This window comes from Clostridium paraputrificum (assembly GCF_900447045.1).
Lineage (GTDB): Bacteria > Bacillota > Clostridia > Clostridiales > Clostridiaceae > Clostridium > Clostridium paraputrificum.
In genome coordinates this window covers 182,258-197,132 of record NZ_UAWH01000016.1, presented here as the reverse complement: position 1 = coordinate 197,132, position 14,875 = coordinate 182,258, and the positions used below count along the sequence as shown (strand labels likewise).

The following is a 14,875-nucleotide window of genomic DNA, read 5'->3' as shown; positions in this document are numbered from 1 at the left end:
CAATGCTTGAATATACGGATTTAAAGTCACCTATACATAAGTTAACTGGTGCAACTAAGCTTATAGCATTAATAATCTGGGCTATAACAGCAATGGTTACCTACGACACAAGGGTGTTGATATTAATGTTCATATTAAGCATAGTATTCTTTAAAATATCGAAGGTGAAGTTTAAGGATATTTCATTTGTATTATATTTTATATTGATATTTTTATTAATCAATAATATAGCTATATTTATATTTTCACCCTATGAAGGGGTTGAAATTTATAAATCAAGGACAGATTTATTTCACCTTGTAGGAAACTATAATGTTACTTTGGAACAAGTTTTCTATCAATTTAACGTTACTTTAAAATATTTTTCAATAATTCCTATGGCATTATTATTTATGGTAGCTACAAATCCAAGTGAGTTTGCAGCATCCTTAAATAGGATTGGGGTAAGTTATAAAATAGCTTATTCTGTTTCAATTGCATTAAGATATATACCAGATGTACAAAGAGATTATATGGAGATTTCCTTTGCTCAGCAAGCAAGGGGAGTAGATATGTCAAAAAAGGAAAAGTTAATAAAGAGAGTAAAGAATATGTCTACAATTCTTATGCCTTTAATTTTTTCTAGTTTAGAGAGAATAGAAACTGTAAGTTGTGCAATGGAACTTAGAGCCTTTGGTAATAAGAAGAAAAGGACATGGTATAGTGGTAGAAAATTTGAAAACGGAGATTATATAGCAATTGCTTTTATGATTATCCTGTTTATAGTATCCTTAGTAATTACACTAAATAATCCAGATAAGCGATTTTATAATCCTTTTATTTAATAAGAGAGTTGAGAGGTTGTTGCAAATAATTAATTATTTTGCAACAACCTCTTTATTGTTGTATATTAAATTATATAAATTTGTGGAGGATTTTACATGGAAAATAAGAATTATCTTTTTGATAATTATATAAATATAGCAAGAAACTCCAAGATTGATGGGGATAACTTAAAGGCACTTAAGTTTTATAAGAAAGCGTACAGTCTTCCAATAGGAAAAGGGGATATAGACTTATTACTAGATATGGCGCTTTTATATGATGAACTTGGTTTTAAGGATTTAGCCGAAAAGAAATATAAAGAAGTTATTGAGATAGATAAAGGAGAAGCTAGTGCATATTATGGTCTTGGAGTATTGTACGATGAAAATGAAGAATATGAAAAAGCTATTAAGTACTATAAAGAAGCAATAGAGTTAAATCCAAGATATGATAAGGCGTATTTTTTCTTAGCTAACATACTAGATGAGATTGGAAAAAAGCAGGAGGCTATAGAAAATTATAAAAAGGCAATAGAGATAAACCCTAATGAACTTTGGGCATATGCTAATATTGGATGTATTTTAGAAGAGGAAAATAAGAATAAGGAAGCTTTAGAATATCTAAAAAAGGCTTTAGAAATAGATAATAGACAATTTAGAGTGTTATTTAATGTAGGAGTAGTACTTAATAAATTAGGAAACGTAGGAGAGGCTAGAAAATACTATTTTGAATCAATTAAATCAAATCCTTTTTATCCCTATAGTTTTTTAAATTTAGCAGTAACATATAAGGAAGAGAAAAACTATAAAAAGGCAATAGAAATATTAAATAAGGGATTAGAATTTAATGAAGAGGCTTTTCTTTATTATAACAGAGGGTGTAATTACATAAATTTAAAGAATTATGAAAATTCTTTGAAGGATGTAAAAAAGAGCATAGAACTTAATTCCTTCTTTATAGAATATTCTAAGAAGGATAAAGAATTAGAAGAAATTTGGGATAAGATTTAATTTTGGTAAATATATGATATTATAAGAATAGAAAAAACTTGGGGAGTGTTAAAAATGATAGATAAGTTTACAGAAAATATTGAAAATGTAATGGATAATATTTATTTAGAAGGGGCATTTTTTACAGCGGGAGATAAAGCTAAAGCTAATACTATGACTATAAGCTGGGGAAGCATAGGGTATATGTGGAGAAAGCCAATGTTTATGGCTTTAATAAGAACTAATAGATACACAAATGAATTTTTAGATTTAGGAGAAACATATACAATTAGTGTTCCTGAAAGAGGAAGTAAAAAGGAAGCACTAACTATCTGTGGCACTAAATCAGGAAGAGATATAGATAAAGAAAAGGAAGCTAATATTAAATTTATTGATTCAAGATCTGTTAAAACACCAGTAGTAGAAGGGTGTGATAGATATTTTGAATGTAAGATCGTTTATAAGCAAGAAATAGATTTAGAGAATATGGATAAGGACATTGTTAAAGCAGTTTATTCAAAGGATGCAAAGCATGTTCTTTATTTTGGAGAAATAGTAGAAGAATACTAGAATAACATTTATAGAGAGCCTCTCATATTATGTACTAAAAGTATATAAAGGAGGCTCTTTCCATAATTATGTTTATATTATTAGTGGTTATAAGCCTTATATTATTAGCCGGTGGCTTATGGATGTTCTATTCTAAGGTAATACTTGAAAAGTATGGAGTAAAAGCTGTAGGAAGAGTAATTAGAAATGAAAAATTTATAGATCATACAGTAGATTCCTTTGATCAAATAATTGAAATTACAGTTTATAGGCCTGTTATAGAATTTGAGACAGAGGATGGATTAAAATTACAAGCAGTATGCGATGAAGGAAGTAATCCACCAATTTATAAAGAGGGGGATTTTATTAATATAGTATATCCTTCAAATGACCCAAAAGGTTTTGAGGTTAATGATTATCCAAATACATTAAAACTACCAATTATATTGATTAGTTTATCTATTATGTTATTAGTATTTGCTATAGTATTAATAATAATTTAATACTATCAAAAGACTCAGAGTGGAATATCTGAGTCTTTATTTTTTTGTATACTAAATATTACAAAGGTGAATTAAATACAACGAATTTTAAAATGTTTAAGGCTATTTTTTTACCATCTTCAGTAGTAAAGTTAGATAAATCATGTCCTAAATAGTCAAGAGTTACCAGCTCAACAGGGTTTCCAAGCTTTTTACTTTCTGTATATAGAGTCTCAGAGTTAGAGTATGGAACTAAGGAATCAACCTTACTATGTATTATCATTGTTTTAGGCAAGCCCTTTTTTAGATAGTTTATAGGGCTATATTTTTTTATTAGTTCTTCTTTGTTTTCTATTGAATTAAATACCTTTGCTAAATTAGAGTCAATATTTGATGGATATAAAGTTGAAAGGTCTGTTGGACCAAAGCAGTCTAGAAGATATTTTACCCTACTTGGGTACTCAGCCAAATCAGGACTATCTATAAATGCATCATTCTCTGAATACGCAGCAATTAGGGACAAGTGAGCACCAGCAGATATTCCCATTAATCCAATTTCATTAGTATTTAAATTATAAGCATTACTATTTTTGTACACCCATCTTATTGCATCTTTAACATCGGAAATTTGTTTCTTAAAGTCAATGCTATTATGTGACATTTCATAAGATACACTTATGATTGTATAACCTTCTTCCCTGAAAATATCAAGTATAGGGGAGAGTGCTTGAGGGATACTGTCAGTACCATATACCCAACTTCCACCATGTACATAAATAATTACAGGAGAGGATTTCTTGCTTTCTTTTTTAGATTTATATATGTCTAAAGTTAGTGGTTTATTATTTGTAGATTTATAAATAACCTTTTCTGAATCTGAATCACTCATCCATTTTATATCGTTATAGCTTGCTACTGTATCTATTGTTGCAAGAGATTCTTTGGCATTAGTAAATTTACTTACTATATTTATGCAAAGAGAGAGTTTATTTCTAAAGACAAAGCCAGCTGTTATAGTTATTACTAATAAAATTAAAAAAAAGTATTTAAAAAATTTTTTCATTATGTATCTCCCCTTTATAGTTAGTATCCATTATAAATGATTGACAGAAAATATAAAATTAATATTAATAATGTGAAAAAAATTATTGACAAGGTATTTTGAGTGTAGTATATTTTGAGTATCAAAATATTTGAATGATAATAATATTTTGATGCACCAATTGAATTTTAAAAGGAAAGCTATTATTATGTTAATATAGTTAGAAAAATGGAGGAAAATTTTACATGGAAAAAGGAAAAAAGATACTTAATGAACTTTTGGTGCAATTATTTAATGACATTCTTCAAATTGAAGAAAAATCTTTGAAGAATGGTCCACTATCAGATTTATCTGTAACAGAGTTACATACTATTGAAGCTATAGGAATGTATAAAGAAAGAACAATGACTGAAGTTGCACAAGATTTAAAAATTACAGTAGGAACATTAACAACTGCAATTAATAAACTTATAAAAAAAGGATATGTAGACAGAAAAAGAATTGAAGAAGATAGAAGAGTAGTTCTGATTCACTTAACTAAAAAGGGTAAACTAGCATATAGAATACATGAAAAGTTTCACAATGACATGATAAATGAAACAATAAGTGGATTAAGAGAGGATGAAGAAGAAATACTTATTTCGTCATTAGAGAGATTGAATGTCTTCTTTAAAGAGAAATATGAGTTAATTGATTAAGGAGAGTATTATGGAGGCAATTAATATTAAAAGTTTTGGGGCCTATGCACCTTCACTTGTTATTACAAATGATGATTTATCTAAAATAGTAGATACAAGTGATGAGTGGATTACTTCTAGAACTGGGATAAAAGAAAGAAGAATCTCAGAGGGAGAAGATACATCTCAGATTTCCATTAAAGCAGCAAAAATGGCACTTCAAAGGTCAAAACTTAAAGGTGAAGATATTGATTTAATTGTAGTTGCAACTATAACACCAGATATGTTTACTCCTTCAGTAGCTTGTCTAGTGCAAAAAGAAATAGGGGCAAAAAATGCTATGGCTTTTGATATTAATGCAGCATGTTCTGGATTCATATATGGGCTGCAGGTTGCTTATTCAATGATGAAGATTAATAATTTTACCAATGCCTTAGTAATAGGAGCAGAAACATTATCAAAAATTATGGATTGGGAAGATAGGAGTACTTGTGTTCTTTTTGGAGATGGTGGAGGAGCTGTTATTTTATCTAAGGAAGACATAAGTTTTTCAAAGAAATTCTCTTTTTATTCTAAATCTGAGGGGGATAAGGGAGAATTTTTAACAACCTATGCATTTGATGTTATAAACCCTTATATAAAAAAAGAAAACATTAGAAACAAGAAGATTTACATGAATGGTAGAGAAGTTTTTAAATTTGCAACTACTTCAATAGTTAATTCTGTAAAAGAATTAGTTAAAACAAATGAAATGGGTATAGAGGATATAGATTATATTATATGTCATCAAGCTAATTCTAGAATAATTGATTATTCTGCTAAAAAGCTAGGAGTTAGTATAAATAGGTTCTTCATGAATTTAGATAAGTATGGTAATACATCTTCTGGCTCAATTCCTTTAGCATTAAATGAAATGTATGAAAAAGGTTTGTTAGAAGAGGGAATGAAGATAATATTAGTTGGATTTGGTGGTGGGTTGACTTATGGGTCAATTTTGATAGAATTATAACATTACATTTCCCATTAAATGTTAAAATGAAAAGATTATAAAATTTGGAGGTATTAAAATGATATTTGAAGAAATTAAAAAGGTTATATGTGAACAATTAGAGGTTGAACAAGAAGAGGTTACAATGGATACTACATTTGAAGATTTAGGGGCGGATTCATTAGATTTATTTCAAGTTGTAATTGAAATAGAAGAAAGATATGGAATTCAATTAGAAGATGCTGAAAGCATTAAATCTGTTAGAGATGCAGTTGAATATGTAGAAAAGAAAGTAAATAAGTAAAAAGTATTATATTAATTTTTAAATCGGGTTTCATTATCAATATAGGTTGCCCGATTTAATTATATACATAATCATAAAAATGATTGTGTTTTATTTAACAAAGTAAGAAGGGGTTATGTATGAAGAAGAGTAGGGTTTGTCAATTATTAGATATAGAGTATCCTATATTTCAAGGTGGGATGGCTTGGATTGCAGATGCATCTTTAGCAGCAGCTGTAAGTGAAGCTGGTGGCCTTGGAATTATTACAGGAACAGCACCAACTGACTGGGTTAGAGCTGAAATAAGAAAGGCTAAAAAGTTAACTAATAAGCCCTTTGGTGTAAATATTATGCTTATGGATATACAAGCAGATGAAATAGCTAAAATGGTATGTGAAGAAGGAGTTAAACTTGTAACAACTGGTGCGGGAAGTCCAGGGAAATATATGGAGATGTGGAAATCACATGGAGTAAAAGTTATTCCTGTTGTAGCTTCAGTAGCATTAGCTAAAAGAATGGAAAAGGCAGGGGCAGATGCTATTATAGCAGAGGGAACGGAATCAGGTGGTCATGTTGGTCAATTAACAACTATGGCCTTAGTACCTCAAGTAGTAGATGCAGTAAATATTCCAGTTTTAGCTGCAGGAGGAATAGGAGATGGAAGAGGTGTTGCAGCTAGCTTTATGTTAGGTGCAGAAGGTGTTCAATTAGGAACAAGATTTTTAGTAGCAAAAGAATGTACAGTACATCAAAATTATAAGGAGAGAGTAATTAAAGCAAAAGATATTGATACAGAAGTTACAGGTAGATCTACAGGGCATCCAATAAGGGTTATTAAAAATAAATTAACTAGAGAATTTATTAAGCTTGAAAAAGAAGGGGCTTCAGTTGAACAGCTGGAGGCACTGGGAAGAGGATGTCTTTCTAAAGCAGTTAAAGGTGATGTGGATTTTGGATCTGTAATGGCAGGTCAAATTTCAGGATTAATAAATAAAGAACAAAGCTGTAAAGAAATTATTGAAGAGATTATGAGAGAAGCTTCAGATAGATTCCAAGATTTTGGAGGTAACAATGAATAGCAAGAAGGTAGCATTTTTATTTTCAGGTCAAGGAGCTCAATACGTTGGAATGGGAAAAGAGTTATATAAAAGTATTCCAGAGTGTAAGGAAATCTTTGATAAGGGAGAAAAAATACTTAATATGCCTATTAAAGAGTTGATATTTAATGGACCAGAAGAAAAGCTTATGCAAACTGAACTAGCTCAACCTGCAATATTACTTACGTCATTAGCAGCATTGAAAGCACTAGAAGTTAATGGTGTTGAAGCAGAATATGCAACAGGGCTTTCACTAGGAGAATATGCAGCCTTAATTTATGGTGGAGCTTTATCCTTTGAAGATGGTTTAAAGCTAATTAAAGAGAGAGGAAGAATTATGGGTTCTGCTTTACCTAAGGGATTAGGTAAAATGGCTGCAATAATGAGATTAGATAATGAAAAAGTTCAGGAACTTTTATCTAGAGCAAGTGAATATGGAGTTTGTGAGGGAGCAAATTATAATTGCCCAGGGCAAGTATCCATAGCAGGTGAAAATGATGCTATAGATAAGGCTGTTGAAATAGCTCAAGAATTAGGGGGAAGAGCAGTTTTACTTAAGGTAAGTGGACCGTTCCATAGTTCCTTATTAAAAGATGCTAGTGACGAGTTTTATGAAGCTATAAAAAAGGTAGAAATTAAAAAGGTAGAAAAAACTATTTATTCTAATGTTAAAGGATTGCCATATGAAGAGCAGGATGATATTAGATTTATTTTAAAAAAGCATATTATGTCATCGGTTTATTTTGAGAAAGAAATTGAGGATATGCTTAATAAAGGTGTTAATACATTTGTAGAAGTAGGTCCAGGTAAAGCATTAAGAGGCTTTGTAAAAAAGATAGATAGAAATTCAAGATTACTTAATGTGGAAGATATTAAGTCTTTAGAAAACACTCTAAATGAGTTAAAAGAAGGGATATAGGAGGTACAAATGTTAAAGGGAAAATGTGCAGTTGTTACAGGTGCTGCAAAAGGTATTGGCAAAGCTATTGCTTTAAAGCTAGCAAGTTCAGGAGTAAATATAGTTTTAAATTATAGAAGTAGCGAAGATAAGGCTATAGAAACAGAAAAAGAAATTTTGAGCTTAGGGGTAGAGGTATTAAGAATTAAAGGTGATATAAGCAAACCAAATGATGTGGAGAATTTAATAGATTGTGCTAAAAATAAATTTGGTAAGATTGATATTATGGTTAATAATGCTGGAATTACGAAGGATACATTATTATTAAGGATGAAAGAAGAAGATTTTGATTCGGTAATAAATGTGAACTTAAAAGGCGTATTTAATTGTTTAAAGGCTATAACACCTGTTATGGTAAAGCAAAAAGAGGGGAAAATAATTAATCTTTCTTCTGTAGTTGGTTTAGTTGGAAATGCAGGGCAAGTAAATTATGCTGCATCAAAAGCTGGAGTTATTGGAATGACCAAATCTCTTGCAAAGGAAATAGGATCTAGAGGAATAACTGTAAATGCAGTAGCACCAGGTTTTATTGAGACAGATATGACTGATGTGCTAGGAGATAGGTTTAAAGAAGAAGCGAAAAAGAGTATTCCTTTAAAAAGATTAGGAAAAGCAGAAGATGTGGCAGAAGTTGTAGCTTTCTTAGCTAGTGATAGTGCTAATTATATAACAGGTCAAGTAATCCACGTTGATGGTGGAATGGTAATGTAGTGGAGGAGTGTTATGAGTAGAAAAGTTGTTGTAACTGGAATGGGAGCTGTTACTCCTATTGGAAATAATGTTGAAGAGTATTGGTATAGTCTTAAGAATGGAAAAAGCGGTATTGACTATATAAAAAACATTGATACATCAACTATAGATGTAAAAATAGGAGCAGAGGTTAAGGAGTTTCATCCTGAAGAGGTTATACAAAAGAAAGAAGTAAGAAGATTAGATAAGTTTTCACAATTTGTACTGTATGCAGCTGATGAGGCCATAAAGTCATCTGGATTAGATATAGAAAGTATTAATAGTAAAAGATTTGGAGTATATGTTGGATCAGGAATTGGCGGTTTTATGACTATGGAAAGTGAAACTGAAAAAATAGCTATAGGAAAATCTAAAAGAGTTTCACCATTTTTTGTACCAATGACTATCATAAATCTTGGTGCGGGTAACATTGCTATAAAATATGGAGCTAAGGGACCATGTACATCAATGGTTACAGCATGTGCAACTGGTAATAATAATATAGGTGAGGCATTTAGATTAATAAAAGATGGATATGCAGATATAATGCTTGCAGGTAGTGGCGAAGCTCCAATTACCAAGATGGGGGTTGCTGGATTTGCTAGCATGAAAGCACTAAATCCTAGTAATGATATTTCTAGGGCCTCAATTCCTTTTGATAAAGATAGGAGTGGTTTTGTAATTGGTGAAGGGGGAGCTGTATTAGTACTAGAGTCAGAAGAACATGCTAAATCTAGGGGAGCAAAAATCCTAGCTGAGATTGTAGGCTATGGTAGTACTTGTGATGCTTATCATATTACATGTCCACATCCAGAAGGAGAGGGGGCAGCTGATGCTATGATAGAAGCAATTGAAGAAGCTGGAATAGAAAGAAATGAAGTTTCGTATATAAATGCTCATGGTACATCAACACCTTTAAATGATAAGTATGAAACATATGCTATTAAAAGAGTATTTAATGATTATGCATACAATATACCTGTTTCATCAACAAAGTCAATGACAGGACATCTACTAGGGGGAGCTGGTTCTATAGAGGCTGTTGCATGTATTAAGGCGCTTCAAGAGGGCTTTATACCTCCTACTATAGGGTTAGAAAATGTAGATGAGGAATTAGATTTAGATTATGTACCAAATAAGGGAAGAGAAAAGGAACTGAAATATGTTCTTTCAAATTCTCTAGGTTTTGGAGGCCACAATGCTACTTTACTATTTAAGAAGTGGGAGTAGGATTTAGGAGGTTTTATTATGAATTTTAAAGAGGTTAAAGAGTTAATTGAGTTAATAAATTCATCACAATTAGCATACTTTGAGATAGAAACTGATGATGGACATATAAAAATGGATAAATCATTAAGTAGAAATATTGTTTCAGAAGAAAAGGATAAAGAAGTTGTTACAAAAGAATTGCCAAGTAGTCAAGGGGATATGAATAATAGTATATCAGTAAATGTTGCTACAGATGGAAGTGAAATAAAGGTAGAAGAAAAGGATGAAGATTTAAAAGTTATTAAGTCTCCGATGGTTGGTACTTTTTATAGTGCTTCATCTCCAGACAGTAAAGCTTTTGTATCTGAAGGAAATGAAGTTTCTAAGGGTGATGTACTATGTATAATAGAAGCTATGAAACTTATGAATGAAATTGAAAGTGATGTAAATGGAGTAGTAAAAGAGATATTAGTAAGAGATGGCGAAATGGTGGAATATGGGCAACCATTATTTAAGGTAAAGGAGATATAAATGATGATGGACATAAATGAAATTAGAGAGATTTTACCTCATAGATATCCTTTCCTTTTAGTAGATAGAGTTACTGAAGTGGTTGAAGGTAAAAGTATAAAAGGATATAAAAATGTAACAATAAATGATCAATTTTTTCAAGGGCATTTTCCAGAAAAACCTATAATGCCAGGTGTGTTAATATTAGAGGCTCTAGCTCAATTAGGTGCAGTCTCAATATTAAGTATGAATGAATTTAAAGGGAAAATACCTATGTTTGCTGGTGCAGATAAAGTTAAATGGAGAAAGCCAGTAGTACCAGGTGATAGATTAGATTTAAGTTGTGAAATTATTAAATTAAGGGGACCTATAGGAATAGGAAAGGCAGTAGCTACTGTTGAGGGAAAAAAGGTTTGTGAAGCAGAAATAATGTTTGCTATAGGATAGGTGATAAGGATGTTTAAGAAAGTACTTATTGCAAATAGAGGAGAAATAGCTGTTAGAATAATAAGAGCTTGTAGAGAGCTTGGCATTTTAACGGTAGCAGTATATTCAGAAATTGATAAAGAGGCCCTTCATACTCAACTAGCAGATGAAGCTGTATGCATAGGACCAGCTTCTGCTAAAGACAGTTATTTAAATATAACTAATATATTAAGTGCATGTGTACTTACAGGGGCAGATGCTATTCATCCAGGCTTTGGTTTTTTATCGGAGAATGCTAAGTTTGCTAAGATGTGCAAGGAGTGTAATATAAAGTTTATAGGTCCTGATTATGCTTCAATTGAATTAATGGGAAATAAGGCTAAGGCAAGAGAAGTAATGAAGGATGCCAATATACCTGTTGTACCTGGTTTTGAAGGTATAATTGAAAGTGAGGAGCACGCTTCCTATATTGCCGAGGAAATAGGTTATCCTGTAATGATAAAAGCATCAGCAGGTGGCGGAGGAAAAGGTATTAGAATAGCCTTTAATGAAGGAGAGTTAAGAAGAGGATATAATACAGCAAAAGCAGAAGCTAAAGCATGCTTTGGAGATGATAGATTGTATATTGAAAAATATATACAAAATCCAAGACATATAGAATTTCAAATTTTAGCAGATACTTATGGAAATGTAATACATTTAAATGAAAGAGAATGTTCTCTTCAAAGAAAGAATCAAAAAGTATTAGAAGAAGCACCATCAACATTTTTAACTTCAGATTTAAGAATTGAGATGGGAGAAATTGCGAAAAAAGCAGCTAAGGCTGTTAATTATAAAAATGCAGGAACAATAGAGTTTTTAGTAGATAAGGATTGTAATTATTACTTCATGGAAATGAACACAAGAATACAAGTTGAGCATCCTATAACAGAAATGATAACAGGGATAGATATTGTGAAAGAACAATTAAAAATTGCATCAGGATTAGAATTAGAGTTAAAGCAAGAGGATATTAAAATTAAAGGTCATGCTATAGAATGTAGAATTAATGCAGAAGATCCAGATAGAGATTTTATGCCTTGTCCTGGAAAAATTACAGAGTTGTATGTTCCTGGAGGAAGAGGAGTAAGACTAGATTCAGCTATTTACTGTGGTTATAAAATTCCACATTGTTATGATTCAATGTTAGCTAAGCTAATTTCTTTTGGTAAAGATAGAGAAGAAGCAATAACAATAATGAAAAGAGCTTTAGGAGAGTTTGGTGTAGGTGGAGTAAAAACAAATGTGGACTTTCAATTTTCTTTATTAGAAATGGATGAAGTTGTAAGAGGGGCGTATGATACCTCTTTCTTAGAAAAAGTGATGGTGAAGAGAAATGCTTAAGGATTTATTTAAGAAAAATAAATACGGAACAGTAAAAAATGTAAATGTAGAAGCAGAAGAAAAACCTAATATACCATCTGGAATGTGGTTAAAGTGTGATAAATGCGGAAGTATTATTTATAAGGAGGATTTAAAATCAAATCTTTACGTTTGTAATAGTTGTAATAACCATTTAAGGTTAAAAGCAAGAACTAGAATTAATTTTTTAGTTGATAAGGGAAGTTTCAAAGAAATGGGAGAGGATATTAAAACAACCAATCCTATAAACTTTGATGGATATGAAGAAAAACTTGAAAAAAGTAAGGAAAAAACTGATAGTAGTGAAGCAGTTATCACAGGTATTGGTAAAATTAATGGTATAGCGGTAGCTATAGCTGTTATGGATAGCTATTTTATGATGGGAAGTATGGGAACTGTAGTAGGCGAAAGAATTACATCCTTAATTGAATGTGCCACAGAAAGAAAACTACCATTAATTATATTTACAACCTCTGGAGGAGCTAGGATGCAAGAAGGAATCTTTTCTTTGATGCAAATGGCTAAGATTAGCGCAGCAATAGGAAAACATGATGATGCAGGTTTGCTATATATAACAGTACTAACTAATCCAACAACAGGAGGAGTGACTGCAAGTTTTGCTATGGAAGGTGATATTATTTTAAGTGAACCAGGAACATTAGTTGGATTTGCAGGAAGAAGAGTAATTGAAAATACCATTAGAGAAACACTTCCAGATGACTTTCAAAAGGCCGAATTCTTGTTAGAAAAAGGCTTTGTAGATGCTATAGTCCATAGAAAAGATATTAGAAAGATGCTTTATAAGCTTCTTTTAATGCATGGGGTGAGTAACAATGACTAGAGATATAATTAAAACCATGTCAGCATGGGATAAGGTAGTGATTGCAAGACACAAAGATAGACCTACAGGAGCCTTTTACATTGAAAATATTTTTAGTGATTTTATAGAACTACATGGAGATAGATATTTTGGAGATGATAATGCAGTAATTGGGGGAATAGGTTTTCTAGAAGGAATTCCTGTTACAATTATTGCAATAACTAAAGGGGCTAACACTAAAGAAAATATAGAAAGAAATTTTGGAATGCCCAAACCAGAAGGTTATAGAAAGGCATTAAGACTAATGAAGGAAGCTGAAAAATTTGATAGAACGGTTATTTGTTTTGTAGATACCCCAGGAGCTTTTTGTGGAGTTGATGCAGAAGAAAGAGGGCAAGGAGAAGCAATTGCAAAGAATTTATTAGAAATGAGTAGGCTAAAAACTCCTATTATAACTGTTCTTTTAGGTGAAGGTGGAAGTGGAGGTGCTTTAGCACTAGCAGTGGCAGATAGGATTCTTATGTTAGAGCATTCTATATATTCTATTCTATCACCAGAAGGCTTTGCATCTATTTTGTGGAAGGATGGTAGTAAAGCTAAGGAAGCAGCAGAAGTAATGAAGATAACAGCACAGGATTTAATAGATCATAATATAGTAGATAAAGTTATTAAGGAACCTAATGGAGGTGCTCACAAGAATCCGCTTAAAATGGCAGCAGCTATAAAAAGGGAACTTGTAGAGGAAGTATATTCATTAAGATATAAAGATAGGAAAGAAATACTAACTAATAGATATGAAAAATTTAGAAAAATGGGAAGATAGTTAAAGAGGATGAGTATTTAATATGCTTATCCTCTTTAATCTATATAGGGATTTATTAATAAAATGTTAAAAATATAAAATTCAAATAATATCAAATGTATGATATTATTATAATGAAAATATATAAGAATAAAAAAGGATGATGATATGGACGTTGAGCTGAGGAGTAAGGTAGACTTACTTTCTGACAATTATAATGATATTAGAAAGGCATTAAGGTGGGATGGAAATCTTCTTAATCACTTTGAGGCATTGCTATATGTTAGGACAGATAAAGAGTTTTCTTTAGAAAAAATAAAAGAAGTTAGAAAGTATTTAGATAGTAGAAAATTACCTTATCCTTTTAAAGGGGTATTTAATAAAATTTGCTCTATTATGTTAGATGATAGGGATGATTATGTACAAGTATTTAATAACACATTATATGTATATGAAAGATTAATCCAGAATGGTTTTAAAGGAAATGAGAAGGCTGCTTTTGCATCATTAATGCTTGCAAAAAGGTTTTTTGGTAAAGAATTAGACAATAGAATCAATAGAATAATTGATATAAATAGTAGTCTAAAAGATAATGATTATATAAGTTATGCAAATTTATCATGTACCAATAGAAGTGTTGATAGAATAAGAAAAGAACTTACTGAAATAGAAAATATATTGAAGGTAACGGGAAGAGAGAGTTCTGTAGATATAAAAAGTTTTTCAACATTACTGATGATAGATGAAGATAATGTTGAAACAAAAGTTGAAAAAGCATTAAATATAATGTGCAATATAAAATCAGAGTTATTTGAAATCCCAGATAAAGCATATCCATTATTAGGACTAGCTACTATGTTAGTAGAAGATCCTGAAAGCTTTTGTGTGGAATTAAAGGATATTTATAATTCTTTGAAAAATACTAAGAAATATAGATATTTTATGAATAGAGATTTAAGGATAATGATTTCTTTAGGTTTATTACTAAATAAATATGTTGAGGAGTTAAAGGCTGATTTAATTGATATAAATGTAAGTGATGAAATTAATGTTTTCCTGGCACTAGAAGAATGTACAGTTTTTTCATTATCAGTTATATAACAAAATAT

18 protein-coding genes are annotated in these 14,875 nt (G+C 30.9%); 17 read left to right on the top strand and 1 reads right to left on the bottom strand.

Annotated elements, in window-relative coordinates; all coding sequences use genetic code 11:
- Nucleotides 1-2 precede the first annotated feature (2 nt).
- From DR024_RS14255 to DR024_RS14240, 4 genes are all read left to right on the top strand, one after another.
- Nucleotides 3-824 (top strand): energy-coupling factor transporter transmembrane component T family protein, encoded by an 822-nt coding sequence (locus DR024_RS14255; protein WP_055185253.1) that lies wholly within the window; start codon nucleotides 3-5, stop codon nucleotides 822-824.
- A 96-nt stretch (nucleotides 825-920) separates the two neighbouring features.
- On the top strand, nucleotides 921-1,814 hold the full coding sequence (locus DR024_RS14250) for a tetratricopeptide repeat protein (RefSeq protein WP_027097392.1): 894 nt from the start codon (nucleotides 921-923) through the stop codon (nucleotides 1,812-1,814).
- A gap of 54 nt (nucleotides 1,815-1,868) precedes the next feature.
- Nucleotides 1,869-2,363 (top strand): flavin reductase family protein, encoded by a 495-nt coding sequence (locus tag DR024_RS14245; protein ID WP_027097393.1) that lies wholly within the window; start codon nucleotides 1,869-1,871, stop codon nucleotides 2,361-2,363.
- A 68-nt stretch (nucleotides 2,364-2,431) separates the two neighbouring features.
- Nucleotides 2,432-2,845, top strand: a complete 414-nt coding sequence (locus DR024_RS14240; protein WP_027097394.1) for a DUF3592 domain-containing protein — start codon at nucleotides 2,432-2,434, stop codon at nucleotides 2,843-2,845.
- A gap of 58 nt (nucleotides 2,846-2,903) precedes the next feature.
- On the opposite strand, the gene DR024_RS14235 is transcribed toward DR024_RS14240, so the two are convergent.
- On the bottom strand, nucleotides 2,904-3,887 hold the full coding sequence (locus tag DR024_RS14235; RefSeq protein WP_027097395.1) for an alpha/beta hydrolase: 984 nt from the start codon (nucleotides 3,885-3,887) through the stop codon (nucleotides 2,904-2,906).
- Nucleotides 3,888-4,111: 224 nt separating this feature from the next.
- On the opposite strand from DR024_RS14235, the gene DR024_RS14230 reads away from it, so the two are divergent.
- The 13 genes from DR024_RS14230 (at nucleotide 4,112) to DR024_RS14170 (ending at nucleotide 14,867) form a co-directional block, all read left to right on the top strand.
- On the top strand, nucleotides 4,112-4,564 hold the full coding sequence (locus DR024_RS14230; RefSeq protein WP_027097396.1) for a MarR family winged helix-turn-helix transcriptional regulator: 453 nt from the start codon (nucleotides 4,112-4,114) through the stop codon (nucleotides 4,562-4,564).
- Between the two features lie 10 nt (nucleotides 4,565-4,574).
- Nucleotides 4,575-5,552: a beta-ketoacyl-ACP synthase III gene (locus tag DR024_RS14225; protein WP_065254458.1), complete on the top strand. Its 978-nt coding sequence runs from the start codon at nucleotides 4,575-4,577 to the stop codon at nucleotides 5,550-5,552.
- A gap of 58 nt (nucleotides 5,553-5,610) precedes the next feature.
- Nucleotides 5,611-5,835, top strand: a complete 225-nt coding sequence (gene acpP, locus DR024_RS14220; protein ID WP_055185220.1) for an acyl carrier protein — start codon at nucleotides 5,611-5,613, stop codon at nucleotides 5,833-5,835.
- Between the two features lie 119 nt (nucleotides 5,836-5,954).
- Complete coding sequence (gene fabK, locus DR024_RS14215; RefSeq protein WP_055185222.1) at nucleotides 5,955-6,893, top strand: enoyl-[acyl-carrier-protein] reductase FabK; 939 nt, start codon at nucleotides 5,955-5,957, stop codon at nucleotides 6,891-6,893.
- Nucleotides 6,886-7,830: an ACP S-malonyltransferase gene (gene fabD, locus DR024_RS14210; RefSeq protein WP_065254459.1), complete on the top strand. Its 945-nt coding sequence runs from the start codon at nucleotides 6,886-6,888 to the stop codon at nucleotides 7,828-7,830. Before fabK ends, fabD begins: the two co-directional genes overlap by 8 nt.
- 9 nt (nucleotides 7,831-7,839) lie before the next feature.
- Entirely contained in the window at nucleotides 7,840-8,580 is a 741-nt protein-coding gene (gene fabG, locus DR024_RS14205) for a 3-oxoacyl-[acyl-carrier-protein] reductase (RefSeq protein WP_055185226.1), read from the top strand.
- 12 nt (nucleotides 8,581-8,592) lie between these two features.
- Nucleotides 8,593-9,828, top strand: a complete 1,236-nt coding sequence (gene fabF, locus DR024_RS14200; protein WP_055185229.1) for a beta-ketoacyl-ACP synthase II — start codon at nucleotides 8,593-8,595, stop codon at nucleotides 9,826-9,828.
- An 18-nt stretch (nucleotides 9,829-9,846) separates the two neighbouring features.
- The gene (gene accB / locus DR024_RS14195) at nucleotides 9,847-10,338 is read left to right on the top strand and encodes an acetyl-CoA carboxylase biotin carboxyl carrier protein (RefSeq protein WP_055185231.1); all 492 of its coding nucleotides are present in this window, start codon (nucleotides 9,847-9,849) and stop codon (nucleotides 10,336-10,338) included.
- A 3-nt stretch (nucleotides 10,339-10,341) separates the two neighbouring features.
- Complete coding sequence (gene fabZ / locus DR024_RS14190) at nucleotides 10,342-10,764, top strand: 3-hydroxyacyl-ACP dehydratase FabZ (RefSeq protein ID WP_027097404.1); 423 nt, start codon at nucleotides 10,342-10,344, stop codon at nucleotides 10,762-10,764.
- Nucleotides 10,765-10,773: 9 nt separating this feature from the next.
- Nucleotides 10,774-12,126 carry an acetyl-CoA carboxylase biotin carboxylase subunit gene (locus tag DR024_RS14185; protein ID WP_055185233.1) on the top strand — a complete coding sequence of 451 codons (1,353 nt, stop codon included), beginning with the start codon at nucleotides 10,774-10,776 and terminating at the stop codon, nucleotides 12,124-12,126.
- Nucleotides 12,119-12,985, top strand: a complete 867-nt coding sequence (gene accD / locus DR024_RS14180; RefSeq protein ID WP_055185236.1) for an acetyl-CoA carboxylase, carboxyltransferase subunit beta — start codon at nucleotides 12,119-12,121, stop codon at nucleotides 12,983-12,985. Before DR024_RS14185 ends, accD begins: the two co-directional genes overlap by 8 nt.
- Nucleotides 12,978-13,787: an acetyl-CoA carboxylase carboxyltransferase subunit alpha gene (locus DR024_RS14175; protein WP_055185238.1), complete on the top strand. Its 810-nt coding sequence runs from the start codon at nucleotides 12,978-12,980 to the stop codon at nucleotides 13,785-13,787. The genes accD and DR024_RS14175 overlap by 8 nt, the downstream gene beginning before the upstream one ends.
- 147 nt (nucleotides 13,788-13,934) lie before the next feature.
- The gene (locus tag DR024_RS14170) at nucleotides 13,935-14,867 is read left to right on the top strand and encodes a DUF4003 family protein (RefSeq protein ID WP_027097408.1); all 933 of its coding nucleotides are present in this window, start codon (nucleotides 13,935-13,937) and stop codon (nucleotides 14,865-14,867) included.
- Nucleotides 14,868-14,875: the final 8 nt, after the last annotated feature.

Coding starts and splice junctions, on each gene's coding strand:
- DR024_RS14255 (WP_055185253.1), top strand. CDS start 3: ATGCTTGAATATACGGATTTAAAGTCACCTATACATAAGTTAACTGGT.
- DR024_RS14250 (WP_027097392.1), top strand. CDS start 921: ATGGAAAATAAGAATTATCTTTTTGATAATTATATAAATATAGCAAGA.
- DR024_RS14245 (WP_027097393.1), top strand. CDS start 1,869: ATGATAGATAAGTTTACAGAAAATATTGAAAATGTAATGGATAATATT.
- DR024_RS14240 (WP_027097394.1), top strand. CDS start 2,432: ATGTTTATATTATTAGTGGTTATAAGCCTTATATTATTAGCCGGTGGC.
- DR024_RS14235 (WP_027097395.1), bottom strand. CDS start 3,887: ATGAAAAAATTTTTTAAATACTTTTTTTTAATTTTATTAGTAATAACT.
- DR024_RS14230 (WP_027097396.1), top strand. CDS start 4,112: ATGGAAAAAGGAAAAAAGATACTTAATGAACTTTTGGTGCAATTATTT.
- DR024_RS14225 (WP_065254458.1), top strand. CDS start 4,575: ATGGAGGCAATTAATATTAAAAGTTTTGGGGCCTATGCACCTTCACTT.
- acpP (WP_055185220.1), top strand. CDS start 5,611: ATGATATTTGAAGAAATTAAAAAGGTTATATGTGAACAATTAGAGGTT.
- fabK (WP_055185222.1), top strand. CDS start 5,955: ATGAAGAAGAGTAGGGTTTGTCAATTATTAGATATAGAGTATCCTATA.
- fabD (WP_065254459.1), top strand. CDS start 6,886: ATGAATAGCAAGAAGGTAGCATTTTTATTTTCAGGTCAAGGAGCTCAA.
- fabG (WP_055185226.1), top strand. CDS start 7,840: ATGTTAAAGGGAAAATGTGCAGTTGTTACAGGTGCTGCAAAAGGTATT.
- fabF (WP_055185229.1), top strand. CDS start 8,593: ATGAGTAGAAAAGTTGTTGTAACTGGAATGGGAGCTGTTACTCCTATT.
- accB (WP_055185231.1), top strand. CDS start 9,847: ATGAATTTTAAAGAGGTTAAAGAGTTAATTGAGTTAATAAATTCATCA.
- fabZ (WP_027097404.1), top strand. CDS start 10,342: ATGATGGACATAAATGAAATTAGAGAGATTTTACCTCATAGATATCCT.
- DR024_RS14185 (WP_055185233.1), top strand. CDS start 10,774: ATGTTTAAGAAAGTACTTATTGCAAATAGAGGAGAAATAGCTGTTAGA.
- accD (WP_055185236.1), top strand. CDS start 12,119: ATGCTTAAGGATTTATTTAAGAAAAATAAATACGGAACAGTAAAAAAT.
- DR024_RS14175 (WP_055185238.1), top strand. CDS start 12,978: ATGACTAGAGATATAATTAAAACCATGTCAGCATGGGATAAGGTAGTG.
- DR024_RS14170 (WP_027097408.1), top strand. CDS start 13,935: ATGGACGTTGAGCTGAGGAGTAAGGTAGACTTACTTTCTGACAATTAT.